The following is a 23337-nucleotide window of genomic DNA, read 5'->3' on the forward strand; positions in this document are numbered from 1 at the left end:
CAATGCGGAGGGCCGCCGAACGGCGATAAGCCTGAACCTCCAATGGCGTGAAGAAGGGTTGAGATTATGGCCGGAGCGATCGACAAGCGACTTCAGGAGCTCGGCGTAACCCTGCCCGACGCGCCGGCGCCGGCTGCGAACTACATCCCGGCCGTGCTGTCCGGCTCCATGCTCTACGTCTCCGGCCAGCTCCCCTTCGGCCCGGGCGGACTGGCGCTTACCGGCACGCTTGGCGCGGGCGTCTCGATTGAGGACGCGAACAAGGCCGCGAAGCTCTGCGCCATCAACATCCTATCGCAGGCAAAATCGGTTCTGGGCGATCTCGACCGCATCGCGCGGATCGTGAAGCTCACGGGCTTCGTAGCCTCCACCGCGGATTTTGGCGATCAGCCGAAGGTGATGAACGGCGCGTCCGACTTCCTCGTCGAGGTTCTGGGCGACAAGGGCCGGCACGCCCGCTCCGCGGTCGGCGTGGCGGCGCTGCCGCTGAACGCGGCGGTCGAAGTCGAAGCGATCATCGAAGTCGCCTGAGCCAGCGATGGGGGCGCTTGACTGGCTCTTCGCGCGCCCGATTGCCCATCGCGGCCTGCACGATCGTGCGGCCGGAATTATCGAGAACACCCCGACCGCCGTCTCGCGCGCGATCGACGCCGGTTACGGCGTCGAGATCGACGTGCGCGAAACGGCGGACGGGGGAATGGTCGTTATTCATGACGCCGTCCTCGACCGCCTGTCGGCTGAGACCGGCAGGATCGCCGTGAAGACCGTCGCCGAGCTCCGCCGGATCCCGATCGCGCATTCCGGCGATCTCCTCTGGACGCTCGAAGACTGCCTCGACCTCGTGGGAGGCCGTGTCCCCCTTGTCGTCGAGATCAAAAGCCCGCGAAAGCAGGGCGTGGAGCATGCTCGCCGCGTCGCCGAACGTGTCGCGGAGCGGAGCGCCCAAGTGGCTTTGAAGTCGTTCAATCCCCGCGCCGTTCGCGTGGCGAAGCTCTATGCGCCTGCGATCCCGTGCGGCTTGGTGGGCCATGAGATCAAACTGGATCCAGCGGCCGGAAAGCCTCGCGGGGCGCGGGGACGCGCGCTTGCGAAAGCCCTCCGTTCTCCTCGGATCGACGAGATCGATTTCCTCTCCTGGGACATCGAGGACATCGATCGGCCCGAGGTCGCGGTAGCCCGGGCCTCCGGCAAGCCCGTGATGTGTTGGACCGTCAAGAGCCCGGCTGATCGGACGCGCGCCCTTGTTCATGCCGACCAGATAGTCTTCGAAGGTTTTCTACCCGATCAGAACCGGTAACCGACGCCGATCTGCCCGCCGGTCTCGTCCATGGCGTCGCGACCATATGGCGTGAAGAAGGCGGCGCCGAAGAGCTGCATCCGCTCGGTGAGATCGTAGAACAGCGCGCCCTGAAGCTTCGCGATCCGCTGGCGCAATGGGTAGCGGCCGCTCCAACGCCCGGCGCCGATCGTGTTGAAGCTCTGGACGAGAGCGAGCCATCTTGGAGCGACCCGCAGCCCCACCGTGGCGTCGAGCCGCACTTCATCGGCCGGCGCCTTGCTGCGCCAGCGATAGCCAGCCTCGAAATCGGCGAAGCCCGCTATGCCGAAGGCTTCGAAGCTACGCTGGATCAGCCCGCGGACGTCGACCTGATCGTCGGTCTCGCCAATCGCAGCTACGCCTTCCTTCGCGCGCGCGCCAGCGACCACGACCGAGCCTTGCGCCGAGGCGATCCACGGCCCCTCATTGAACAGGCGGATGCGGGCGCCGAGTTCGGAACGTCCGAGGCCCTGCCGCTCGTGCCGACCGCCATCCTCGGCGCTGATCTTTTCAAGCTCGGTCGAGCCGAACAGCGTGACGCCGTCGCGAACGCCGTATTCGACGAAGACCGGCGTGTCGTACTTGGTGTAGCGGCCGCGCGGCTGACGCCGGCCCGTCGTATCGAAATAACGGTCGCCGTCGGTCATCAGCCCGGAAACGAAGAGCTTCACCTCGCCCCGCGGCAGAGTGTACGCGCCGGCTAATGCGGAGCTGGAGATCAACGCGGCCAGCAGGCCCCCGCCAATCTGCGACATGAAATACGCCATGCCAGCACGCCCCCGCGGCCGGCGCCCCTCCGCCGACAGGGTTGATTTTCACGTACTTCTCGGCAACCGCAAGCTGAATGATTCGGCGGCTTCGCCGATTTACGCGGCTGATCCCGGCAGCGCGCCGAGCGCGGCGGACAGCTTCGCAGCCCTGTCGGGGGCGAGGGGCCCTTGAGGCGGGGCCATGACCTCGGCTTCCAGCTCGCTCGCGCGTTGGCCGAGCATCGCGAGGCCGATGGTTGGCGCAGAGCCCGCAATGTTGTGGAGCTTCAGCCGAAGCGCGTGACGTGCAGGCTCGCCGTCCGCCGCCACCGCGCGCTGCGCGAGCGCCGCCATCTCCTGGGCCTTACTCGGCAGGCTGTCGACGAAACGCTGCCTGACGACCGCAATGCGTTGCGCGAGCTCTTCTTTCCGGTCGGTCATGGCTCCGCGCGTCCTCTCAGTAGTCCCACTCCGCGGCGACGCCCGCTGAGGCGTTGCCGGCGGCGCCCGCCTGGCCGCGCGCCTTGATGTGGTCCGTGAGATTGACGTCGAGCGTCACGCCGGTGTCCTCCGGCGTCGTGCCGGTCGAGAAGCCGAGATAGATGTTGTCGGAGATGTAGCGTCCGATGCCGAGCCCGAAGAGGCCGTCGCCGCCGCCGGATGCGATGTCCAGGCTGTCCACGCCGAGCCCCTTGCGCAAGCCTTCGAGCGGCCCGCCCCCGCCTCCGCCGACGCCGCTGTACTGTGCGACGGCCTGAGCAAGCGAGATCGCCTGACCGGGCGTCAGCTCGCCCGACGCCTTGTTGAACAACAGGCGAGCCAGGACTTCGTCGGTCGGCAGCGTCGGGTTCGAGCCGAACGTAATCTGCGGCGCGGACGCCGTGCCGGTGATCAGCACCTGCGCGGTCACGTCCTTGGCCTGCGTCTCCGCGACGAAGTCCAGTGTCGGGTCGAGGTCGCCTGCGAACGCCACTGCCCCGCGCGTGAACTCCAGCCTGTGGCCCAGCACAGAGATGTTGCTGCGGCCCTCACGAAGCTGGAACGCGCCGACGGGAACAGGGGCGGCGGAGGTGCCGGTGATTTTGATCTGGGCGCCCGCCTCCGCGTTCATGCCAAGTCCGCGGATGAAGATGCGATCGTTCGCCTGCACCGTGATGTCGAGCGTGGCGACGAAGGCGTCTTGGGTCTTCGCAGTCTTCTTGCCCGCGTTGACCGAGCCATACTGCTTCAGGACCGCCTTCGGCGCGCCTTGATGCCGGACGTCCGGCAGAGGCGTATAGCGGGCCGGGATCTTGTCGGGGATCTGGATCTCGACCGATCTCGTCCGGATCGTGCCGGTGACGACAGGTCGGCGCGCGAGCGGCCCCTGGAGCCTGAGATCGGCGTCGGTGATGGCCGTCACGATGTCGGTGCCGACAACTTCGGCATTGCTGGCGTTGAAGCGGATCTCGCCTGGGAAGCCGGCATCCGGGTTCACGGCGACGCGGCCGGAGCCTGAGATCGACCCGCCGTTGCGCGTGGTGGCCTTGAGCGACCGGACCTCGATGTTCGTGCCATTCGCCGCGATCGAAGCTGTCATGCCCTTCAGCTGAAGGCCGGCGGCGCGGTTGAAGTACGACCCGTTTGCGAGCGATCCGGCGCCGTTGATCCGCGGCGCGGAAGTCGGACCGCCGACCCTTACGTCGAAGCTCGCCTGCCCGTCGATACGGTCGCCCGAGACGGACAGCGTGTCGTTGAGGAAGGCGAGCGGCGCCTTGCCCGCGACAGCGAGATCGAGGTCGCCCGCGCCGAGCGGGGCGGAGCCGCGCGCTGTCACGCTCAACCCCCGGGCGGCGGTCACGGTGGTGTCGGTTGTGACCCGCTTGCCCTGAAGCGCGCCCTTCGAGTCGATCTGGGCGACAGGCACGCCGGCGCTGCGGGTCGCCGCTGTTGAGAGCCCCGAGACCTTGAGAGAGTAGGTCCCGGTCGGGGCCGAAACCGGCCCGCCGACCTTGGCGTCGCCCGTCAGCGTGCCGTTTGCGCCAAGCCCGGGAGAAAAAGCGTTCGCGAGCGAGAGCGGCACGGCGCGGATCGCAACCGTTACGTCGAGATTGCCGGTCGAGCCGAGCGGCGCCGAACCGTTGGCGGTGACACGCAAGCCGCCCCCGCCGGTGACGGCGGTGTCGGTGGTCGCGCGCCCGTCGGCGAGCGTTCCCTTGGTGACGATCTCGAGCGGAGGAACGCCTCGGGCCTGCGCGCTCGTCAGGCCGGTGACGCGGAAGTCGTACGAGCCGGTCGGGGCCTTGATCGGTCCACCGACCTTGGCGCCGCCTACAAGCCGGCCAGCGAGTCCGAGGCTCGGCATTACGGCGTTGGCGATCGACAGCGGCAGCTCCGGCACGTCGATGTCGACGGCAAGGTCGCCGTCCCCGAGCGGGATCGCGCCCTTGGCGGTCGCCCGCACGCCGGCGCCGGTGATCGCGGTGTCGGTGGTCACGCGCTGACCTTCCAGCGCGCCCTTGGTGGTGATCTGCAGTGGCGCGAGGCCTTTGGCCTGTGCGGCGGTGAGGCCGGTGACCGTCAGGTCGTAGTCGCCGCGCGGCGCGTTGAGCGGGCCGGCGACGTTCGCCCTCCCCTTGAGCTCGCCGCCGAGTCCAAGCGCAGGCTGGAAGGCGTTGGCGAGCGCGAGCGGCAGCCGCTCGATGGCCACCGCCATATCGAGATCGCCCTGCCCCAGCGGCGCCGAGCCTTTGGCGGTCGCCTGAATGCCGCCGCCGCCGGCAATCGTGGTGTCGGTGGTTACGCGCTCGCCCTGGAGCTCCCCCTTTGTCGTCACCTGTAGCGCGGGCACGCCCTTGGCGGCTGCCGACAGCAGGTCGGAGATGCGCAAATCGTAGGAGCCGCGCGGCGCGTCGATCGGGCCGGCGACGGTGGCGTCGCCCTGCAGCTTGCCGCTCAGACCAAGATCAGGCCGGAAGCCGTTCGCAAGCGCCAGCGGCAGCTCGCGGATCGCGACGGCCATATCGAGGTCGCCTTTTCCGAGCGGCGCCGAGCCTTTCGCGGAAACGTTGATCCCGCCCTGCCCGTTGATCGTCGTATCGGTGGTGACGCGGTCGCCCTGAAGCGCGCCCTTGGCGACGACGGCCAGGGGCGGCACGCTCTTGGCCTGGGCCGCCACGAGACCGTCGATCGCGACGTCGTAGGTTCCGACCGGCCGCGCTACGGGGCCCGCGAGCTTCACGTCGCCGCGCAGCGTGCCGTCGAGGCCGAGGTCGGGGACAAAGGCGTTGGCGAGCGCGAGCGGCAGCTTCCCGATCGCGACGGCCAGATCGAGGTCGCCCTGCCCGATCGGCGCCGAGCCCTTGGCGGTCGCTTCGATCCCGCCGCCGCCTGTGATGGCCGCGTCGGTCGTCACGCGCTTCAGATCCGTCGCGCCCTTCGCCGTGACCTGTACCGGCGCGACGCCTTTGGCGCGACCGGATGTAAGGTCGACGACCGTGACGTCGTAATCGACGGCTGGCGCCTTGGCCGTGCCGCCGATGCGGGCGACGCCGCGCATGCCGCCTTCGATCTCGACGCCCGGCGCGAAGGCGTTCGCGTATTTCAGAGGCAGCGTGCGGAGGTTGACCGTGAGGTCGATCGGCCCGTCGCCGAGCGGCGCCGAGCCGTTGGCCGCGAGATCGATGCCGCCGCCTGTCATCGTCGTCTCGGTCGTCGCGCGGCGACCTTCGAGCCCGCCCCTTGTCATGACCGCGAGCGGCGGCAGGCCAGCGGCGGCGGACGCTTGCAGTTCGGTGATCCGGAGATCGTAGTTCCCGACCGGCGCGTCGATCGGCCCGCGCACGCGCACGTCGCCGCGGAGCGCGCCCTGCAGGCCAAGATCGGCCTGGACGGCATTGGCGAGCGCGAGCGGGAACTCGCGGATCGTAACCGTCATATCGACGTCGCCCCGGCCGAGCGGGGCCGAGCCCTTCGCGACGAGGCTGACTCCACCGCCTCCGGTGATGGTGGCGTCAGTCGTAACGCGATCGCCCTCGAGCGCGCCCTTGGCGGCGACGACCAGGGCCGGAACGCCCTGCGCCCTGGCGCTCGTCAGGTTCGCGATACGGAGATCGTAGGTTCCCTTCGGTCCGGAGACCGGGCCGGCGATGCGGGCGTCTCCCTGGAGCGCTCCACCGAGCGCGAGGTCGGGCACGAAAGCGTTGGCGAGCGCGAGCGGCACGCTGCGCAGCGCCACCGTCATGTCGAGATCGCCGTTCCCGAGCGGCGCCGAGCCGTTAGCCACGATACTGAGGCCGCCGGCCCCGGTGACAGTCGTGTCGGTCGTGACGCGATCGCCTTCGAGCCGGCCCTTGGTCGCGAGCGCCAGCGGCGGGATCTTGGCGTCGCGGAGCTGCGCGATGGAAAGGTCTGAGCCGCGAATGTCGAACACCGCCTGAGGCGCGGACGCGAGTCCGGTGACTTTGGCGTCGCCCTCGACGAAGCCGCCGAGGCCGAGCTCCGGTGAAAAGGCGTTGCCGAGCGCAAGCGGCAGTTCGCGCAGCGCCACGTCGAGATCGAGCTGCTGGCCCGCCTTGCCCTTCACGCTCAGCAGGCCGCCATCGATCGCCCGAAGCGCGAACGCGTCGATCGCGATGTCGGAGCCGATCACCCTGACCTTCGCAGGGCCGGTCAGCCGGGCGGACTTGCCGCCGCCGGTGAGATCGAGCCGCGAGAGGTCGATGCGCGTCTCGGCAGGGGCATAGACCACTCGCCCGTCGGCGGCGACGGAGGAGCCTTTGGCGCCTGCGTTCAGCGAGACGTCCATGCCGTCCGGCGCGCCGCGAGCGATGAGGGACACCGTGTCGACCGCCTGCCCGCCGGCTGCGATCGACGAGCCGTTGACCGTGCCGTCGATCGTCACTTTGCCCGTGGGATCAACCACGGTCGCCGCTACGTCGAAAGCGCCGATCCGCGCTCCGGAGGCTGCGATATCCGCGCCCTTCGCGCCGATCACGACGCGTTGCACGCCGTTCTCCGTCGACAGCGCGACGTCAGCGTTGAGCCGCCCCGCGAGCTCGGTCAGCGCGAGCGCGCCGACTTCGGCGAGATCGGGTGAATCCAGCGTGATGCGCCCGGTCGCGAGGCCCTTCGGCGTGACCGACAGGTCGCCGCGCGCCGTCGTCGAGGCGATCGCCAGGTCGAGACCTTCGAGGCGACGCGCGCCATCGTCTTCAGTGACCAGCCGCCCGGTCCCACGCAGGGGCTTGCCGTCGAGCGAGCCGCCGAGCCCGAAGGCCGCGCCGAGCGAGCCCGTGACGTCGGTCGCGTCGAGGTCGAGCTTCAGGTCCTTGAGCGCGCGGCCCATGACTTCGCCCGAGGGGATCGACAGCGTCGACTTCACGCCGAGATCGTCAAGCCGGCCGGTCAGCGCTGCGTCGACGTGCGCCTGACCCGATGCGCGGGAATCGAGGCGTGAGACGTCGTCGACGTCCGCCTTCGCAACGACGTTCGCCCGCTCGCGGGTCACCGAACCGTCGGCGGTGACGACCACATGGTCGCCGCGCGCGTCGAGGCCGGAAATCGTGAAGGCGCCGTCATCGCCTCGGGTCACGCCGCCCTTGATCGTGAGCGAGCCGCCGGTCAGCCCGTCGACCTGCGCGACGCCGGTCTTCAGCTGGCTCGCCGAGCCGTTGAGGCTCGCCGACAGCCGCGAGAGGTCGTAGGCGAGGTCGAAGTCCGAGGAGAGATCGACGGCGCCGCCGAGCGCCATGCCGGTCAACGGCGCGACGGTGGCGAGATCGCCGGCCTTGAGGGTCGCGTGGCCCTTCGCGGCTGTGGGCGACACGTCGCCGGCATAGGACGCCGCGACGTCGGCGAGACGCACGTCGGAGCGCTCGATCGTGGCCTCGCCCTTGAGGTTGGTCACGCCGGCGGCCGATATGTTGAGGGCGCGGCCGAGCGCAAACATGCGGTCGTCGGCGAACTTCACGCCGTCCGCGTCGGCGTCGATCACGAAGGCGACGCGGGTGTTGTCATCCGAAAGGGCGCCGTTCGGCGTCGCGGTGAGCTTGATGCGCGCAGTCTCGGCCTGACCCTGCTCCGCGGCGAGGCCGCCGCCGTCGGCGGTCGCCGTGATGACGGGATGATCGAGCGGTCCCTTGGCCGTCCCGAGCACGCCGAGCGAGGCCCAGCGCAGACCGGGAGGAAGCACCGCCGCGAAGCGCGCGGGATCGCCCGCCTTCACGTCGAAGGAGAGGTCGACCGTCTCGGCCGCCGTGTCGACTTTGCCGCGCGCGCCGAGGCGGACGGACGGCGCCTCGATCGTGACGTCGGTGAGGTCAATCGGCCCCTCGTCGGGAACGAGCGCCTCGGCCGAAATCTTCGTCATGCCGTCGACCAGCGGCGTGATCGAAGGATCAACCAGCCGCCCGACGTCGCCATTGATCCCGAGCGTCACGCGCCGCGCCCTGCCCTCGCGGGTCACGTCGGCCGCGCCGTCCATGCGTCCTTGGGTTCCTGCGACGACGGCGAGCTGCGCACGAAGCGCGTCGAGCGTGCCGGCGGCGTCGAGGCCGATGTCGATCGGAGGAAGGCCGGGGATGTTGGCCATGCGCGCGACGAGGCCGCCGGCCGGTTCGCTGCCGCGCAGAGACAGCTCGACCCCATTGGTCGCGGGGATGAACCGGCCCTTGCCTCCGATCCGGCCGGGGATTGCGTCGATCCGCTTGAGCTCGAACTCCGCGGAGACGCCGTCGGAGGCCTTGCGCAGGGTGGCGGCCGCGTTCGCCGTCAGCTTGGCGGGCGTCCCGATCACGGGCTGCGCGAGATCAAGCCCGGCGAGGTTGAACTTCTCGAGGTGTATCTCGATCGGCAGTTCGGGGAACAGCGGCGCGTTCGGGTCCGGCGGCGGCAGGTTTTCGGTTTGCGCCTCGTAGACCGGCTGGCGCGCGACCTTCACCTCGCCGACGTCGACGAGGTTCACGACGAGCTTGCGGGAATAGAGCTGAAGCGGGGACCAGAGCAGGCGCGCGCGGTCGACTGTCAGCCACTCGCCCTGCCGGTCGGAAAGCTTCACGTCCTTCAGCGTCAGGTCGTAGGGGAACGAGCCTTCGATGCCGCCGATCGCGATCTTGGTGTCGTCGGAGCTTGCGTATTTCGACGTCAGGCTCGCGATCGTCGACAGGCCCTGAGCAGTCGACAGGTAGAACAGCGCCGCGCCCAGCACGAGCACAGGGATCAGCAGCAGGATCCCAAGAACGATGAGGACGCGCTTGAATATGGCCATCAGAACGACTGCCCGATGCTGATGTAGAAGGCGACGCGGGAGTCGTTCTTGCTCTTGCCGACGATTGGCGTCGCGACGTCGGCTCGGATCGGCCCGATCGCCGTATAGTAGCGCAGGCCGATGCCGGCGCCGACGCGGATGTCTTCCTTGAAGCTGGGAATCGATTTGTCGAACGCTGCGCCGGCGTCGACGAAGGGCACGACGCCGATCGTGTCCGTCACCTTGATGCGCGCCTCGATCGAGGTCTCGAGCAGGCTGCGGCCGCCGATCGGCTGGTCTTCGTCACACTCCAGCGCCTTCTTCGGCTTCGGATTGATCGGCGTGCAGAACGGGCTCGCGCTCTGATAGGCGAAGCCGCGGATCGAGCCGCCGCCGCCCGCGAAGAAGCGGCGGTTCGCCGGCACGTCCTCGAGCGATTTGGGGCCGACCATCGAGCCGAAGCCGATCTTGCCGGCGAGGATGTAGCGCTTGTCCTCGTCGAGCGCGTAGTAGGTCGACACCTGACCCTTCAGGATGTTCAGCGACTTCGATTCGCCCTGGAAATTGTAGTACGGCGCAGCCGTCACGATGGCGCGGAAGCCGGTCGACGGATCGAGCTTGCTGTCGGTGTTGTCGAAGGTGACGCCGACCGGGATGCCGAGCAGCACGAAGTTCTTTTCGCCGAAGGTGTCGCGGATCGTAGAGCCCTCGGCTTCGATGCCGATCTGCGCCGAGAACGCGCTCGTCAGCCGCCGGCGGATGGCGGCTGCGGCGCGCACGCCGTCGCGCTCATAAGCGTCCGGACGCTCGCGCAGCGCCTCGACGTCGACCAACAGGTCGTCGAACCCGGTCCAGACGCCCGGCTTCTCGAAATGCGCCTTGGCGGTATACTCGTAGTCGGCCGGCTTGTTGGTGATCAGCCGTCCGGCGCCGACCTCGAGACGAAGCTTCTCCGCCCCGCCCCAAAGATTGCGGTGGCCCCAATAGGTCGAGACGCTGGCGCCGTCGATCGAGTCGTATTTTGCCGCCGCGCCGACATACCGGAACTTCTTCTCCTCGACTTCGATCGCGATCGGCACCTGGCCATTGGCGTCGGGCGCGGTTCCCTCGCGGATGCGCACCGAGGAGAACACGTCGAGCTTCCCGACCTCGTCGCGTAGTTCCGCCACCTTCTTTGGGCTATAGCGTTCGCCCGGCTTGAACGGCACGCGGCCGAGAACGACGCGAGGGTCGACCTCCTTCGTGCCGGTGATCGTGACCTGACCGAGCGGCGCGCGCGGGCCCGCGGCGACGCGGATCGTCAGGTCGAGCTGCTTGCGCTGGTGGTCGGCGACAGCGTCGCGGCCCTTCACCGCCGCGAACGGATATCCGTCGTTGCGAAGCTGATCGACGATCCGCGATTCTGCGGCGAACACGACCGCCGACGGGGCGGGCGCGCCGGGGCTCAGGCCGACCTTCTTCGGATCGATCGCCGTCGCCTGTCCCGCGCCCGAATCGAGGCTCTGGATGCGGACGTTCCCGAAGGTGAAGACGGGTCCCGGCTGGACGTGGACCACGACGGGCACGGGTTTCGACGAGCGCTGCACCGCGTCCGCGGCGCGTTCCGACGAGACCGGCGCTCCGGCGGCCGTCACGTCGACGACCGCGCCGTAGCGTCCGGTGGCGGTGAGAGCCGCGGCGATGCGCTCGATGTCGGCCTTGGCGCGCCCGACGAGGCCAGGAGGGCCAGGCGGCGCGTCCTTCTCCAGCGCCTTCAGCGTGGAGGTTTCGTTCGCGATCTTTTCTACTTCGGCGTCGCCGCCGTCGATCGTGAAGGTGGTGACATAGGAAACGCCGGGAACCGCCGCAGCGGCGGGCGGCGCGGGTAACGGCGACTGCGCCAATGCCGCCGTGCTGATTAGGCAGGCGACACAACCCGCAACCAGACGCGACGGCCAGACGCCGTCAAGCCAACCCCGCGCTACGCCCACACACCGTCCCCGCATCGACACCCCAATACCGTCATAACGATCGGTTCTGGACATCGAAAGATAAAACGACCTCTTCGCCCGGATTCAATTCCGACCGGCGAGCAAGCGACGGCATTCAAGAAGATCGTCCAGCGCGCCAATCAGACCTGCGCGCTGCGCGTCGCTCAGCCCGGCATGTACGACAGGGGCGGGCGTTGCGATCACGCGATCGTCCCGCAAATCTTCGGGGGGCGTTTCCGCCCTGCGCGGCGTCTCGGGCTCCTGCGGCATGCCGCGCCCCGCCGGCGCCCAGAAATCGGGACCCACGCTGTCGTCCATCAGGCCGCGCATCCGCGGCTCCTGAGGCCGCTCGATCGACGGCTCCGCAGCGAGGGCGCGTTCGGCCGCAGCCGTCAGCCCTGCGGCGGCGGCAGCCTTGCGGCCGCCCTGCTCCCGGAGAATCCGCTGGACGCCGCGGATCGTGTAGCCTTCCCCATAGAGCAACTGCTTGACGCCGCGGAGCAGCTCAACGTCATTCGGACGGTAGTACCGCCGCCCGCCGCCGCGCTTGATCGGCTTGATCTGTGGGAAACGCGTCTCCCAGAACCGCAGGACGTGCTGCGGCAAGCCGAGGTCTTCGGCGACTTCGCTGATCGTGCGAAATGCGTCCGGGCCTTTGCCCTCGCGTTCGAGGTCGCCGTCTTCGTCGCTCAAGCGCTGGCTTTCCTCTTGGCCGGCGTGGTTTCCTCTTCCTCGCCGTTGATGCGGCTCTTGAGGATGTTCGAGGGCTTGAACACCATCACCCGTCGCGGCGGGATCGGCACTTCCTGGCCGCTCTTGGGGTTGCGGCCTACGCGCTGGCCCTTGTCCCGCACTACGAAGGAGCCGAACGACGAGAGCTTCACCGTCTCGCCCCGCTCCAGGCAGTCTCCGATCTCTGCAAGAACCATCTCCACCAGCGCCGCCGACTCGGTGCGCGAAAGTCCCACTTTCTGGTAGACCGCCTCGCATAAATCCGCGCGCGTCACCGTCCGCCCGGCCATATCAGCCTCCCCCTGCTTCCCGGGCGGATCGCGCGGATGGATTCCGCGTCTCTGTCCGTCCGGCGGAAGAGGCTATGTGCGCTCCGCGCGGCGGTCAACGATCTGATAGTATTGGGAGAGTGCGGACGGTCGCCGCTTACCAGCGGACCAGCGCCGAGCCCCAGGTGAAGCCGCCGCCCATGGCCTCGAGCAGGACGAGATCGCCCTTTGCGATTCGACCGTCCTTGCGCGCCGCGGCGAGCGCGAGCGGGATCGAGGCGGCCGACGTGTTGCCGTGGCGGTCGACGGTCACGACCACCTTCTCTGGAGCGATTCCGAGCTTCTGCGCGCTGGCGTCGATGATCCGTCGGTTCGCCTGGTGCGGCACGAACCAGTCGATCGTCTCGGCGCTCTCGCCGGTCGCCCTGAACGCGTCCTCGATGACGTCGGTGATCATGCCGACTGCGTGCCGGAAGACCTCGCGGCCTTCCATCTTCACATGGCCCGTCGTTCCCGTGGAGGATGGGCCGCCGTCGACGTAGAGCTTGGCGCGATGCCGCCCGTCGGAGCGCAGATGGGTGGTGAGGACGCCGCGACCGTCGTCCTCCTCGGAAGCTTCGAGCACCACCGCGCCGGCGCCGTCTCCGAACAGGACGCAAGTGGTGCGGTCTTTCCAGTCGAGGATGCGCGAGAAGGTCTCCGCGCCGATCACCAGAGCCCGCTTGTGCTGGCCAGAAACCAGGAACTTGTCGGCGATCGACAGCGCGTAGACGAAGCCCGAGCAGACCGCCTGCACGTCGAAGGCGAAGCCGTTCGTCATGCCGAGCGCGGCCTGAACGGTCGCGGCCGTCGCGGGGAACGTCTGGTCCGGCGTCGAAGTCCCGAGCACGATGAGGTCGATGTCGCCGCCATCGAGGCCGGCCTCAGCGAGCGCTTCGCGCGCGGCGCCGATCGCGAGATCGGACGTCATCTCGCCTTTGTCGGCGATGTGGCGCTGCCGGATGCCGGTGCGCTGGACGATCCATTCGTCGGACGTGTCGACGCTCTGCGCGAGCTCTTCATTGGTGAGGACGCGCGAGGGAAGATACGAGCCGCACCCCCGCACCACGGAACGAATTTGTGTCACGAAACAGCCTCTGCGAGCGCCGTCTCGCCCGGCGTCGCCGCCGCGCCTGTCGACGCCAGTCCTTCATGGATCTTCTTGGTCAGATCGTAGCGCGCCATGTCGTAGCCGAGCTCGACGGCGGCGGCGAAGCCTTCCGCGTCCGTGCCGCCGTGGCTCTTGATGACCACGCCGTCGAGGCCGAGGAACACGCCGCCATTCACCTTGCGCGGGTCCATCTTGTCGCGAAGCGTGTCGAAGGCGTGGCGCGCGAGCAGATAGCCGATCTTGGACATCAGCGTGCGCGACAGCGCGTCGCGCAGATATTCCGCGATCTGACGAGCGGTGCCTTCCGCCGTCTTCAGCGCGATGTTGCCGGAGAAGCCTTCGGTCACGACGACGTCGACCGTGCCCTTGCCGATGTCGTTGCCCTCGACGAAACCCTGGAAGTCGAGCGCCGTAAAGCCGCCTTCCCGCAGGATGGCGGCCGCAGCTTTCACCTCCTCGACGCCCTTGATCTCCTCGACGCCGATATTGAGCAGCCCGACCGTCGGCCGATCGATGTCGAACAGGATGCGCGCCATGGCGGAGCCCATGACGGCGAAGCTCACGAGCTGGTTTGCGTCCGCGCCGATCGTCGCGCCGACGTCGAGCACGATGCTCTCGCCACGCAGCGTCGGCCAAATCGCCGCGATCGCCGGACGCTCGATGTCCGGCAGCATCTTCAGGCAGAGACGCGACATCGCCATCAGCGCGCCGGTGTTGCCGGCGGAGACGGCGACGTCAGCCTCGCGCGCCTTCACGGCCTCAAGCGCGAGCCACATGGACGATCGGCGCCGGCCCTGGCGAAGCGCGACGCTTGGTTTGTCGTCCATTCGCACCGCGACGTCGGTGTGCAGGATCTCCGAGGCGGCCTTGAGCTTGGGATCGGCATCGACGAGCGGCCGGACGCGCGCCTCGTCGCCGACGAACAGAAACCGCATGTCGGGCTTGCGCGACAGCGCGATGGCCGCTCCCGGCGCCACGATCTCGGGGCCGAAGTCGCCCCCCATGGCGTCGAGCGCGATGCGAACCTTGTCTGTCATTCGTCCTGGGGTCCGAAGCTCAGCGCGCCCGTTCGGCAATGGAGCTGAAGAAACAAGCGGTTTCGGCGCGCGCGGACCATAGCGATCGTCGGGCCGGAGGCAACCCTGAGCTTTATCTCATGAGTCACGCTGGGAACCGTCCTTGGCCAGCGCCTTCAGAACTGCGAAAGGCGATTCAGGCGCCTCGTCCGAGGGCGGGTCAAAGACCACGCCGGGCTTGCGCGGATAGGGATCGAGCCCGAGCGTGAAGAACTCGCCGACGATCACGCCGAGGTCCACTTCGCCGCCCTCGAGCGGCTCCGGCGCGTCGTCGCGCAGATCGTCGGGCGACGCCCCCGGAACGAAGCGGACGTCGATGTCCTCGGCGACATTCTCGTTGAACGGCTCCAGCGTCACGCTGCAGGACCGAGTCGTCGCCGCTTCGAGCCGTCCGCGGGCGCGCAGGCCGTTGCGGCCGAGCGGCGTGACGTGAAGCTTCGCGGCGAAGCTTTCGATCGAAATGACGTCTTCATTGAAGGCGGCGAGCGCCTTGCGCTCCTCTTCCGATGGAAGGATCTCGAATTCCAGTCCCTCGGCAGGCACGTCAGAAACCTGGAGCGGGCGGGACAACGGCAGGTCGCTCATGATGCGGCTCCCACGGCAGGGAAGACCGGGCCCCGCGCGACGAGCCGGTCGATGTCCTGAAGGTCGAGCGCAGCCGCAGCTTCGAAAACGTACGCCGTCAGGGCCTTCGAGCGCTCGTCCGGCCCAGCGCGATAGACGATTCGGGCGAGCGCCGCCGACATCGCCTCGAGGTCCCCGGCTGTAAGCGCGGCGTCGTATTGCTGCGCGCCGTCATAGAAAGAGCTCGCCATTGTCTTCATCTTCTTGGGGACGGACATGTCGCCGATCCCAATTTCGCGCAGTTGGGCGTCGAGCGCCTTGAACAGCACGTCCACCACCTCCTGCGCGACCGCCTCGGCCCGAGGCCCCCGCCCTTTCAGTCGGCGTAGATAGAGCGCGACATGAAGAACGAGGACTTCAAAGCGGCCGGGCAGCGTGTCGGGAGCGTCGAGGGCGTCGTATAGCTCCGGCCGTCGCGACGCCGCCACGAGACCGGCGTGGATGACTTCCGCAGTCGTCGGCGCGACGGGCGCGCGCATCTTGAGCAGTCCGAGGATCATCGCGTCAGATCGCGCAGCAGCGGTGGCGGGCCGTATCGCCTGTCGCCTGTTGAACTGCGGCCTGCCGCGGGTTACGCCAAGTGCCGCGGAGGAGCAAGCTGGGCAGGCCTTCTCCGGGGGCTTGGGCGGCCCCGGCGTGGCGTATGGGGAGATAGCTTCAGGAATGAGCAACAACCGAGTCATCGGGCTCGCCGCCGCAGGCGCGCTCGCCCTCGTCCTGTCCGCATGCGCGGAAGAGCAGTCGAAGGGGTACGTGCTTTCCGAGAGCGCGCTGCAGCAGGTGCAGGTCGGCGCAAGCCAGGAGCAGGTGCTGGTCGTGCTCGGCACGCCGTCGACCACCGCGACCCTGAAGGGCGACGTCTTCTATTACATCTCGCAGAAGACCCACCGCCCGGTCGCCTTCATGAACCCGAAGATTTCCGACCAGCGCGTGCTCGCGATCTATTTTAACGGGCAGCGCCGCGTGGAGAAGATCGCGAATTACGGGCTGAAGGACGGCCGCGTGTTCGACTTCCTCAACCAGGCGACGCCGACAGCGGGCCAGGAGACCAACTTCGTCGAGCACATGTTCAAGGGCCTGCTCTCGACCGAAGACGAATAAATCTGGGCTTGCGGAGGAATTGGCGATGGCCGCTCGCTGGCCTCTCATCGGCGTTCTCGCCGCGGCGCTTCTCGCGTCCGGAGCGCCCGCCTCGGCTGCGCCCGGCGATAGCCAGTTCGTCGGGCTGGAGCGGCACGACCCGTCCGCTCTGCTGAAGGCGGTGCGGGCTGGCTCCGACTTCGTAAAGGGCGGACGCGGACGTCAGTTCCGCGTCATCCTTGCGAACGCCGGCGTGATCTCGGTGATCCCGGGCGTCGCGCTGGTGCAGCGGGATCTTCCGCCGCTGCTGCGCGGCGCCGGAGGCCTCAAGATCATCGCCTGCAAGGAGACGCTCGACGCGCTCGCCCGAGCGAACCGGCGTCGCGTGCCGGTCATTTCCGGCGTGACGGTCATGTCGTGCCGCGGTCTCCGGAACAAGATGACGGTCACGGGCTGGCAACCGGCGATCGGCTTCGAATAACGCGCTCGGACCTTATGACGCTCCATCTTCAGAAGCTGTGCGTCGGCTGTGATTCTCCCGAGGATCTGCGCAGCTGGATCGACGAGCGCATGGCCGAGCGCCGCCGCACCGGACGGCCGCAGGAGCAGATCCACACCACGCGCATGACGCCAAAGCGCGCGGCGGAGTTGCTCGATGGCGGCTCGCTCTACTGGGTGATCAAGGGGACGATCCTGATCCGGCAGGCGATCCTCGACCTCAGACCGGCGAAGGGCGCGGACGGGATCGAGCGCTGCGACATCGTGCTGTCGCCGGAGACGGTCGCCGTGCGCCCTGCCCCTCGCCGCGCATTTCAGGGATGGCGCTATCTTGCGGCCCATGAGGCGCCGGCCGACACGGCGGTCGACGAGCGCGCGGCGCCAGGCCTGCCGCCCGCGCTTGTCGCCGAGCTCCGCACGCTCGGACTGATATGAACGCGTTCGCGCAGATCTTCTCCACGCTCGATCTCGTCGCGGTCGGCGTCTTTCTCGCAGCCTGGACCGTCCATCACTTCCTCTCCGAGCGCTCGGATAAGAGCCTCAACGTCGTCATGGCGCGCAGACGACGCGAGTGGATGGCCCGCATGGCGGGGCGGGACGCTCGCATGCCGGACTCCATCACCATGCAGGGGCTGCAGAACGGGACGGCCTTCTTCGCCTCGACCTCGCTGATCGCCGTCGGCGGCGGGCTGGCGGCGCTTCGCGCGAGCCGCGAGGCGGTCGACGTCTTCGCCGCGCTCCCGCTCGGCATCGCCACGACGCCCCAGGTCTACGAGGCCAAGGTGCTCGGCTTCTGCGCCATCTTCGTCTACGCCTTCTTCAAGTTCGTCTGGTCCTACCGGCTGTTCAACTACTGCTCGATCCTGATCGTCGCCTCGCCGCCCCCGGCGATGCGGGACACGCGCGAGATGGAGGTGGCGGTCGAACGCGCCGCTCGGATGAACATTGAAGGCGGCCGCCACTTCAATCGCGGCCTCAGGGCGCTGTTCTTCGTGCTCGCTTATCTCGGCTGGTTCGTCAGCCCGATGGTGCTGATTGGCGCGAGCCTGATCGTCTTCGTCGTGCTCTATCGCCGCCAGTTCAACTCCGAGCCGATGCGGGCGGCGGGGTTTGGCGAGGACTAGGGGGCGGCGACTCCGTTACGGCGCCGGCGCGTCGGCCTTGAGCAGCCGGTACGTCACGCTGTCGATCAGCGCTTCGAACGACGCGTCGATGATGTTCGGCGACACGCCGATGGTCGTCCAGCTCTGACCCTCGCCGTCCATCGACTCGATCAGCACGCGGGTGATCGCCTCGGTGCCGCCGTTCAGGATGCGGACCTTGTAATCCGTCAGCCTCAGGTCGGCGATGAAGGGCTGGTAGCGGCCGAGATCCTTGCGAAGCGCGACGTCGAGCGCGTTGACCGGGCCGATGCCCTCCGCCGCCGTGATCAGCGGCTCGCCGTCCACCACGACCTTCACCACCGCCTCGGAAACCGTGACAAGTTCGCCCAGCGCGTTGTGCCGACGCTCCACCATGACCCGGAAGCTCTCGACCGAGAAGAAATCCGGCGCGCGTCCGAGCGTGCGACGGGCGAGCAGCGCGAAGGAGGCGTCGGCGCCCTCATAGGCGTAGCCCTGCGCCTCACGTTTCTTGATGAGCTCGAGCAGGTCCACGAGGCGCGGGTCGTCGCGTTCGATCTCGACGCCGACACGGGCGAGTTCGGCCAACAGGTTGGAGCGCCCGCCCTGATCCGAGATCAGCAGCCGGCGGTGATTGCCGACGCGCTCCGGGTCGACGTGCTCGTAGGTCCGCGGGTTCTTCACGATCGCGGAGGCGTGGATGCCGGCCTTGGTCGCGAAGGCGTTGGCGCCGACATAGGGCGCGTAGCGGTTCGACGTCCGGTTCACGAGTTCGTCGAACGAGCGGGACAGCGACGCTAGACCTTCGAGCGCTTCGTCGCCGACGCCGATCTCGTAGCGGTCGGCATATGCCGGCTTCAGCTTCAGCGTCGGAATCAACGTGATGAGATTGGCGTTGCCGCAGCGCTCGCCGAGCCCGTTCAGCGTGCCCTGGATGTGGCGCGCGCCCGCGCCGAGAGCCGCGAGCGAATTGGCGACCGCGAGCCCCATATCGTCATGCGCGTGGATGCCGAGACACGTTCCAGGCACGACGGCGCTCGCGGCCGTGACGATCTCGGAGATCTCCTCCGGCGTGGTTCCGCCATTGGTGTCGCAGAGCACGACCCAACGGGCGCCGGCCTCGTAGGCCGTCCGCGCGCAGGCTAGCGCGAAATCGGAATTCGCCTTGTAGCCGTCGAAGAAATGCTCGCAGTCGACCAAGGTCTCTCGACCGGCGGCGACTGAGGAATCCACCGTCTCGCGGATCTGAGCGAGGTTCTCGTCGAGCGTAACGCCGAGCGCCTCGCGGACGTGGAAGTCCCATGCTTTCGCGACGAAGCAGCATGCGTCGGCGGCCGCCTGCAGCAGGCCTTGAAGTCCTGGATCGTTGGAGACCGAGCGGCCGGAGCGCTTCGCCATACCGAAGGCGGTGAAGGCGGCACGCGTCGTGCGTTTCTCGGCAAAGAATTCTGTGTCCGTCGGGTTTGCGCCGGGATAGCCGCCCTCGACATAGTCGACGCCAAGCCCGTCCAGCAGCTTCGCCACCGCGATCTTGTCGGCGAGCGTGAAGTCCACGCCCGCCGTCTGCGCGCCGTCGCGCAGCGTGGTGTCGAAGAGATAGACGCGCTCGCACGTCACCTAGCGACTTCCCAACTCGTGCCGGCGGCGCCGTCCTTCAGCACGATCCCGGCGGCCAGAAGCTCGTCGCGGATGCGGTCGGCCTCGGCGAAGTTCTTCTCCCGGCGCGCGGCGATCCGGGCGTCGATCAGACGCTCGATCTCCTCGCGGGCTAAGCCGGGCTCCGGCGCGCGGGCGGTCTGCCAGTCGGCATAGACGTCCGGCCGGAAGCCGAGGAAGTCGAGCGTGCCAGCGAGCGCCTTGCGGCCGCCCTCCCCCCTCAACCGGTGAAGCTCGGCGATCATCTTCGGCGTGTTGAGGTCGTCGGCTAGGGCCTCGACCACCCCCGGCGCAGGGCGCGGCTCGGCGGCGTCCCAAGAAGCGGCGTCGAACCACTGGCCGAGCGTGCGTTCGGCCTCCTGGAGGCTCTTCAGCGTCCAGTTGATCGGCTGGCGATAATGGGCGGAGAACATCGCGAGCCGCGCGACGTCCCCCGGCCAGTCCGCCAGCACTTCGCGGATCGTGACGAAATTGCTGAGCGATTTCGACATCTTCTCGCCTTCGACCTGCAGGAAGCCGTTGTGCATCCAGACGTTCGCCATCGTCTCGGTGCCGAAGCAGCAGGTGGATTGCGCGATCTCGTTCTCGTGGTGCGGGAAGATCAGGTCGATGCCGCCGCCATGGATGTCGAACACTTCGCCGAGCAGCGCGGCCGACATCGCGGAGCATTCGAGGTGCCAGCCCGGCCGGCCCCGTCCCCAAGGCGAATCCCAAGCCGGTTCGCCCTCCTTAGAGGGCTTCCATAGCACGAAGTCCATCGGCCCTTTCTTGTAGGACGCGACCTCGACACGGGCGCCGGCCTCCATCTCGTCGAGCGAGCGGCGGGCGAGCCTGCCGTAGGCCGGCATCGAGTCGACGTCGAACAGCACGTGGCCATCGGCTTCATAGGCGTGGCCGCGCGCGATCAGCCGCTCGACGAGCTTGACCATGTCGAGATCGTCGCCGCCGCGGCAGATGAACTCGGTCGCGCGCGGCTCGACGGTGGGCGCGAGGCAGCCGAGATCGGCGACGTCCCGGTGAAAGCCGGCCGCAGTCTCGTCGGTGAGCTGGCGGATGGTGATTCCGCGCTCCGCCGCCCGCGCGTTGATCTTGTCATCGACGTCCGTGATGTTGCGGACATAGGTAACGGCGCCCGCCCCATAGACGTGCCGGAGCAGCCGGAACAGCAGGTCGAAGACGATGACGGGACGGGCGTTGCCGATATGGGCGCGGTCGTAGACCGTCGGGCCGCAGACATACATGCGCACCGCGGCCGGATCGATCGGCGCGAACGCCGCCTTCTCGCGGGTCAGCGAATTGTAAAGCTTGAGCACAGTCACGCCCGTCCTCCCTTTCGGCCGGGCGCCACTCTTCTTCTCAAGCAAAGAAAAACGCCGCGGCCAGCCTCTCAGCTATCCGCAGATAATGACGATCCGGTTGATTTCGGCGGCGCGTCGGGCGGCGGTCATCGCGGCGGGACAATGGCGAGGCGAAAGAGGCCCGTCAAGCCGCTCGGAAATCAGGCGAAACGGCGCCATCAACGGCTTGCGATGCGGTCGGTGAGTAGCGCTAAGCCTAAGAAGTTCTTGAGAGAAGTGGCGTCCGCATTACCAAGATTTAAGGTGCGACAGTCTGGCGCCTGCCGGGGCTGGAAGCTATCTATCATCCGGCGAAGGGTGAACCCTTAGGGGTCATCTCAAGCAATCTATCGAGGAACCTTAGGAGGCTACAATGGCCGTTTGGACCGCTCCGATCGTCGAAGAGACCCCCGTTGGTCTCGAAGTGACGTCCTACAGCCCGGCTGAGCTCTGAGCTCAACCGTGCTTGATCTAGAGGCGATCTGCGTGATTACGGGCTAAACCCATGTCGTTACGCGTGATCGTCCTCGGATCCGCCGCCGGCGGCGGCTTTCCGCAATGGAATTGCCGTTGTCCGGTGTGCGCTCTCGCTTGGGATGGCGACTCCCGCGTCAAGCGTCGCACCCAGTCGTCTATCGCGATAGAGACCGGGTCTGGCCGCTGGACGCTGTTCAACGCGTCTCCCGACCTCCGCTCCCAGATTCTCGCGACGCCGCGGCTGCAACCAACAGGCCTGCGCGAAACTCCCATCCGCTCCGTGGTGCTGACCAATGGGGACGTCGACCACATCGACGGCCTGATCACGCTCCGCGAGCGCTCGCCGCTGACGGTCTACGCCACCAAGCAGATCTCCGAGGTTCTGGACGCCAACTCGATCTTCGGCGTGCTCGCGCCGGACATGGTGAGCCGTCGCGTCGTCGAGCTTGGCCAGACCATTACAATCGATGACGCCCGGATCGAATTCTTCGCCGTGCCCGGCAAAGCGCCGCTTTATCTCGAAACCGAGAACCTGAAGATCGGCGACAGCTCGGGCGACACGATCGGCGTCGACGTCCGCAAGGACGGCGAGCGCCTCGTCTATATTCCTGGCTGCGCGGTCGTGAACGACGACGTCCTCGCGCGGGTCGACGGCGCGGACGTTTTGCTGTTCGACGGCACGGTGTTCGAGGACGACGAGATGCAGCGCGCAGGCGTTGGCGTGAAGACCGGCCGCCGCATGGGTCATGTGCCGCTTTCGGGCGAAGGCGGGTCAATGGGCGCCTTCGACGGTGTGAAGATCGGCCGGAAGATCTACATACACATCAACAACACCAACCCTATCCTGATCGAGGGTTCGCCCGAGCGGCGCGCGGTCGAGGCGAAGGGTTGGGAAGTGTCGGAAGACGGCCTCGGGATCGTCGCCGGCGCTCGGCATGCCGAGGTCCGCGGATCGACCGCGGCCTGAGCTCACGGCCCGGGAGGATTCGATGACCGAACTGCTGACCGCTGACGCGCTCGAAGCCGCCCTGCGGGACGTCGGCGCGACGCGCTATCATCACCTGCACCCGTTCCAGCTGCGGCTTCAGTCCGGCGCGTGCTCGCGCGGCGAGGTCGAGGCGTGGGCGCTGAACCGCTATCTCTACCAGGCCTGCATCCCGCAGAAGGACGCCGCCATCCTTGCCCGCATGGACGACGCGCAGCTCCGCCGCGAATGGCGCCAGCGCATCATCGACCATGACGGCGAGCGCGAGGGCGAAGGCGGCATCGCCAAATGGCTGAAGCTGACCGACGATCTCGGCCTCGACCGCGAGGACGTGATGTCCGGCCGGCTGGCGCTCCCTGCGACGAAGTTCGCGGTCAACGCTTATGTCTCGTTCGTGAAGGATCGCTCGCTGCTCGAGGCGATCGCCTCGTCGCTGACCGAGCTGTTCTCGCCGATGGTGATCAAGATCCGCAGCGCCGGGATGCTGGAGAACTACGACTTCATCACCCCCGAGACGCTCGCCTACTTCAACAAGCGCCCGGTTCAGGCCAAGCGCGACAGCGATTTTGCGCTCGACTACGTCAAGCGTTACGCGACGACGCCCGAGCTGCAGCGCGCGGCGATCGGCGCGCTCGAATTCAAATGTTCGATGCTCTGGGCCATGTTGGACGCGCTCGAGCATGCCTATCTCTATGCGAAGCCCTGGCCCGACGCGTTCCAGACCGCAGACCGCGGCCAGCGTCAGGCGGCGGAATGACAGACATCGAAGTGCTCTCGGCCGCCGTACCGAAACTGCCGCGCGGCGTGCGTCTCCGCCGGGACGAGGTCCGGGACCAATGGCTGCTGCTCGCTCCCGAGCGCGTGCTGCATCCAGACCCGGTCGCGGTCGCCGTTCTCGAACGGTGTGACGGCGTCCGGACGGTGGACGCGATCGTGGACGACCTCGCGACGGCCTACGCCGCGCCGCGGGAGACCATCGAGGCCGACGTCAAGAAGATGCTGGCCGATCTCCAGGCCAAGCGGGTGCTCGACCTGGACTGACCTTCCGAGGAGGGAGGGCGACATGAACG

General features: G+C 67.9%; 22 protein-coding genes. 10 read left to right on the plus strand and 12 right to left on the minus strand.

Annotated features, from left to right (window positions below; translation table 11 throughout):
- Nucleotides 1-66 precede the first annotated feature (66 nt).
- Together EYR15_RS06060 and EYR15_RS06065 are read left to right on the plus strand one after the other, a co-directional pair.
- Entirely contained in the window at nt 67-531 is a 465-nt protein-coding gene (locus tag EYR15_RS06060; RefSeq protein ID WP_131002080.1) for a RidA family protein, read from the plus strand.
- Between the two features lie 7 nt (nt 532-538).
- Nucleotides 539-1297: a glycerophosphodiester phosphodiesterase family protein gene (locus tag EYR15_RS06065; RefSeq protein WP_131002082.1), complete on the plus strand. Its 759-nt coding sequence runs from the start codon at nt 539-541 to the stop codon at nt 1295-1297.
- Here EYR15_RS06065 and EYR15_RS06070 read toward each other — a convergent pair.
- The 10 genes from EYR15_RS06070 to EYR15_RS06115 all read right to left on the minus strand — a co-directional run bounded on the left by EYR15_RS06070 (nt 1285) and on the right by EYR15_RS06115 (nt 15613).
- Nucleotides 1285-2085, minus strand: coding sequence for a hypothetical protein (locus tag EYR15_RS06070; RefSeq protein WP_245498172.1), 801 nt, complete (start codon nt 2083-2085; stop codon nt 1285-1287). The genes EYR15_RS06065 and EYR15_RS06070 overlap by 13 nt on opposite strands.
- A 99-nt stretch (nt 2086-2184) precedes the next feature.
- Nucleotides 2185-2508, minus strand: coding sequence for an Hpt domain-containing protein (locus tag EYR15_RS06075; RefSeq protein ID WP_131002084.1), 324 nt, complete (start codon nt 2506-2508; stop codon nt 2185-2187).
- Between the two features lie 16 nt (nt 2509-2524).
- A complete protein-coding gene (locus EYR15_RS06080; RefSeq protein ID WP_131002085.1) occupies nt 2525-9313 on the minus strand; it encodes a translocation/assembly module TamB domain-containing protein in 6789 nt (2262 codons plus the stop codon).
- Complete coding sequence (locus EYR15_RS06085) at nt 9313-11175, minus strand: autotransporter assembly complex protein TamA (RefSeq protein WP_245498173.1); 1863 nt, start codon at nt 11173-11175, stop codon at nt 9313-9315. The genes EYR15_RS06080 and EYR15_RS06085 overlap by 1 nt, the downstream gene beginning before the upstream one ends.
- A gap of 171 nt (nt 11176-11346) precedes the next feature.
- Nucleotides 11347-11955 (minus strand): MerR family transcriptional regulator, encoded by a 609-nt coding sequence (locus EYR15_RS06090; RefSeq protein WP_131002089.1) that lies wholly within the window; start codon nt 11953-11955, stop codon nt 11347-11349.
- Nucleotides 11952-12284: an integration host factor subunit alpha gene (locus tag EYR15_RS06095; protein ID WP_131002091.1), complete on the minus strand. Its 333-nt coding sequence runs from the start codon at nt 12282-12284 to the stop codon at nt 11952-11954. Before EYR15_RS06095 ends, EYR15_RS06090 begins: the two co-directional genes overlap by 4 nt.
- A 136-nt stretch (nt 12285-12420) precedes the next feature.
- Nucleotides 12421-13389, minus strand: a complete 969-nt coding sequence (locus tag EYR15_RS06100; protein ID WP_131002092.1) for a beta-ketoacyl-ACP synthase III — start codon at nt 13387-13389, stop codon at nt 12421-12423.
- Nucleotides 13386-14450, minus strand: a complete 1065-nt coding sequence (gene plsX, locus EYR15_RS06105; RefSeq protein ID WP_131002094.1) for a phosphate acyltransferase PlsX — start codon at nt 14448-14450, stop codon at nt 13386-13388. Before plsX ends, EYR15_RS06100 begins: the two co-directional genes overlap by 4 nt.
- Nucleotides 14451-14567: 117 nt before the next feature.
- Nucleotides 14568-15074 carry a YceD family protein gene (locus EYR15_RS06110; protein ID WP_131002096.1) on the minus strand — a complete coding sequence of 169 codons (507 nt, stop codon included), beginning with the start codon at nt 15072-15074 and terminating at the stop codon, nt 14568-14570.
- Complete coding sequence (locus tag EYR15_RS06115; protein WP_245498174.1) at nt 15071-15613, minus strand: ubiquinol-cytochrome C chaperone family protein; 543 nt, start codon at nt 15611-15613, stop codon at nt 15071-15073. The genes EYR15_RS06110 and EYR15_RS06115 overlap by 4 nt, the downstream gene beginning before the upstream one ends.
- Nucleotides 15614-15776: 163 nt before the next feature.
- Here EYR15_RS06115 and EYR15_RS06120 point away from each other — a divergent pair, with 163 nt between their 5' ends.
- The 4 genes from EYR15_RS06120 to EYR15_RS06135 are packed head-to-tail and all read left to right on the plus strand — an operon-like array spanning nt 15777 to nt 17815.
- Nucleotides 15777-16214 carry an outer membrane protein assembly factor BamE gene (locus EYR15_RS06120; RefSeq protein ID WP_131002098.1) on the plus strand — a complete coding sequence of 146 codons (438 nt, stop codon included), beginning with the start codon at nt 15777-15779 and terminating at the stop codon, nt 16212-16214.
- A gap of 25 nt (nt 16215-16239) precedes the next feature.
- Nucleotides 16240-16674 carry a hypothetical protein gene (locus tag EYR15_RS06125; RefSeq protein WP_131002100.1) on the plus strand — a complete coding sequence of 145 codons (435 nt, stop codon included), beginning with the start codon at nt 16240-16242 and terminating at the stop codon, nt 16672-16674.
- Between the two features lie 14 nt (nt 16675-16688).
- Nucleotides 16689-17126 carry a DUF1489 family protein gene (locus EYR15_RS06130; protein ID WP_131002102.1) on the plus strand — a complete coding sequence of 146 codons (438 nt, stop codon included), beginning with the start codon at nt 16689-16691 and terminating at the stop codon, nt 17124-17126.
- Nucleotides 17123-17815, plus strand: coding sequence for a DUF599 domain-containing protein (locus EYR15_RS06135; protein ID WP_131002103.1), 693 nt, complete (start codon nt 17123-17125; stop codon nt 17813-17815). The genes EYR15_RS06130 and EYR15_RS06135 overlap by 4 nt, the downstream gene beginning before the upstream one ends.
- A gap of 15 nt (nt 17816-17830) precedes the next feature.
- On the opposite strand, the gene cimA is transcribed toward EYR15_RS06135, so the two are convergent.
- Both cimA and cysS read right to left on the minus strand, forming a co-directional pair.
- Nucleotides 17831-19429, minus strand: coding sequence for a citramalate synthase (cimA, locus tag EYR15_RS06140; RefSeq protein WP_131002105.1), 1599 nt, complete (start codon nt 19427-19429; stop codon nt 17831-17833).
- Nucleotides 19426-20787, minus strand: a complete 1362-nt coding sequence (gene cysS, locus EYR15_RS06145; protein ID WP_131002107.1) for a cysteine--tRNA ligase — start codon at nt 20785-20787, stop codon at nt 19426-19428. The genes cimA and cysS overlap by 4 nt, the downstream gene beginning before the upstream one ends.
- Before the next feature lie 391 nt (nt 20788-21178).
- On the opposite strand from cysS, the gene pqqA reads away from it, so the two are divergent.
- Genes pqqA through pqqD form a run of 4 tightly spaced genes read left to right on the plus strand, consistent with a single transcriptional unit; the run spans nt 21179 to nt 23308 of the window.
- Complete coding sequence (gene pqqA / locus EYR15_RS17375) at nt 21179-21259, plus strand: pyrroloquinoline quinone precursor peptide PqqA (RefSeq protein ID WP_131002444.1); 81 nt, start codon at nt 21179-21181, stop codon at nt 21257-21259.
- Between the two features lie 51 nt (nt 21260-21310).
- A complete protein-coding gene (gene pqqB, locus EYR15_RS06155) occupies nt 21311-22249 on the plus strand; it encodes a pyrroloquinoline quinone biosynthesis protein PqqB (RefSeq protein WP_131002109.1) in 939 nt (312 codons plus the stop codon).
- Nucleotides 22250-22271: 22 nt separating this feature from the next.
- The gene (gene pqqC / locus EYR15_RS06160) at nt 22272-23024 is read left to right on the plus strand and encodes a pyrroloquinoline-quinone synthase PqqC (protein WP_131002111.1); all 753 of its coding nucleotides are present in this window, start codon (nt 22272-22274) and stop codon (nt 23022-23024) included.
- Complete coding sequence (pqqD, locus tag EYR15_RS06165; protein WP_131002113.1) at nt 23021-23308, plus strand: pyrroloquinoline quinone biosynthesis peptide chaperone PqqD; 288 nt, start codon at nt 23021-23023, stop codon at nt 23306-23308. The genes pqqC and pqqD overlap by 4 nt, the downstream gene beginning before the upstream one ends.
- Nucleotides 23309-23337 lie beyond the last annotated feature (29 nt).

The organism is Hansschlegelia quercus (assembly GCF_004310425.1).
In the GTDB taxonomy this organism is placed as follows: Bacteria; Pseudomonadota; Alphaproteobacteria; order Rhizobiales; family Methylopilaceae; genus Methylopila; species Methylopila quercus.

Bases quoted from the DNA above. Each gene is read 5' to 3' on its own strand.
- EYR15_RS06110 (WP_131002096.1), bottom strand. From the start codon at position 15,074: ATGAGCGACCTGCCGTTGTCCCGCCCGCTCCAGGTTTCTGACGTGCCT.
- pqqA (WP_131002444.1), top strand. From the start codon at position 21,179: ATGGCCGTTTGGACCGCTCCGATCGTCGAAGAGACCCCCGTTGGTCTC.
- pqqD (WP_131002113.1), top strand. From the start codon at position 23,021: ATGACAGACATCGAAGTGCTCTCGGCCGCCGTACCGAAACTGCCGCGC.
- EYR15_RS06120 (WP_131002098.1), top strand. From the start codon at position 15,777: ATGAGCAACAACCGAGTCATCGGGCTCGCCGCCGCAGGCGCGCTCGCC.
- EYR15_RS06115 (WP_245498174.1), bottom strand. From the start codon at position 15,613: ATGATCCTCGGACTGCTCAAGATGCGCGCGCCCGTCGCGCCGACGACT.
- plsX (WP_131002094.1), bottom strand. From the start codon at position 14,450: ATGACAGACAAGGTTCGCATCGCGCTCGACGCCATGGGGGGCGACTTC.
- EYR15_RS06125 (WP_131002100.1), top strand. From the start codon at position 16,240: ATGGCCGCTCGCTGGCCTCTCATCGGCGTTCTCGCCGCGGCGCTTCTC.
- pqqB (WP_131002109.1), top strand. From the start codon at position 21,311: ATGTCGTTACGCGTGATCGTCCTCGGATCCGCCGCCGGCGGCGGCTTT.
- EYR15_RS06075 (WP_131002084.1), bottom strand. From the start codon at position 2,508: ATGACCGACCGGAAAGAAGAGCTCGCGCAACGCATTGCGGTCGTCAGG.
- EYR15_RS06130 (WP_131002102.1), top strand. From the start codon at position 16,689: ATGACGCTCCATCTTCAGAAGCTGTGCGTCGGCTGTGATTCTCCCGAG.
- EYR15_RS06060 (WP_131002080.1), top strand. From the start codon at position 67: ATGGCCGGAGCGATCGACAAGCGACTTCAGGAGCTCGGCGTAACCCTG.
- EYR15_RS06080 (WP_131002085.1), bottom strand. From the start codon at position 9,313: ATGGCCATATTCAAGCGCGTCCTCATCGTTCTTGGGATCCTGCTGCTG.
- EYR15_RS06135 (WP_131002103.1), top strand. From the start codon at position 17,123: ATGAACGCGTTCGCGCAGATCTTCTCCACGCTCGATCTCGTCGCGGTC.
- pqqC (WP_131002111.1), top strand. From the start codon at position 22,272: ATGACCGAACTGCTGACCGCTGACGCGCTCGAAGCCGCCCTGCGGGAC.
- EYR15_RS06095 (WP_131002091.1), bottom strand. From the start codon at position 12,284: ATGGCCGGGCGGACGGTGACGCGCGCGGATTTATGCGAGGCGGTCTAC.
- EYR15_RS06065 (WP_131002082.1), top strand. From the start codon at position 539: ATGGGGGCGCTTGACTGGCTCTTCGCGCGCCCGATTGCCCATCGCGGC.
- EYR15_RS06070 (WP_245498172.1), bottom strand. From the start codon at position 2,085: ATGGCGTATTTCATGTCGCAGATTGGCGGGGGCCTGCTGGCCGCGTTG.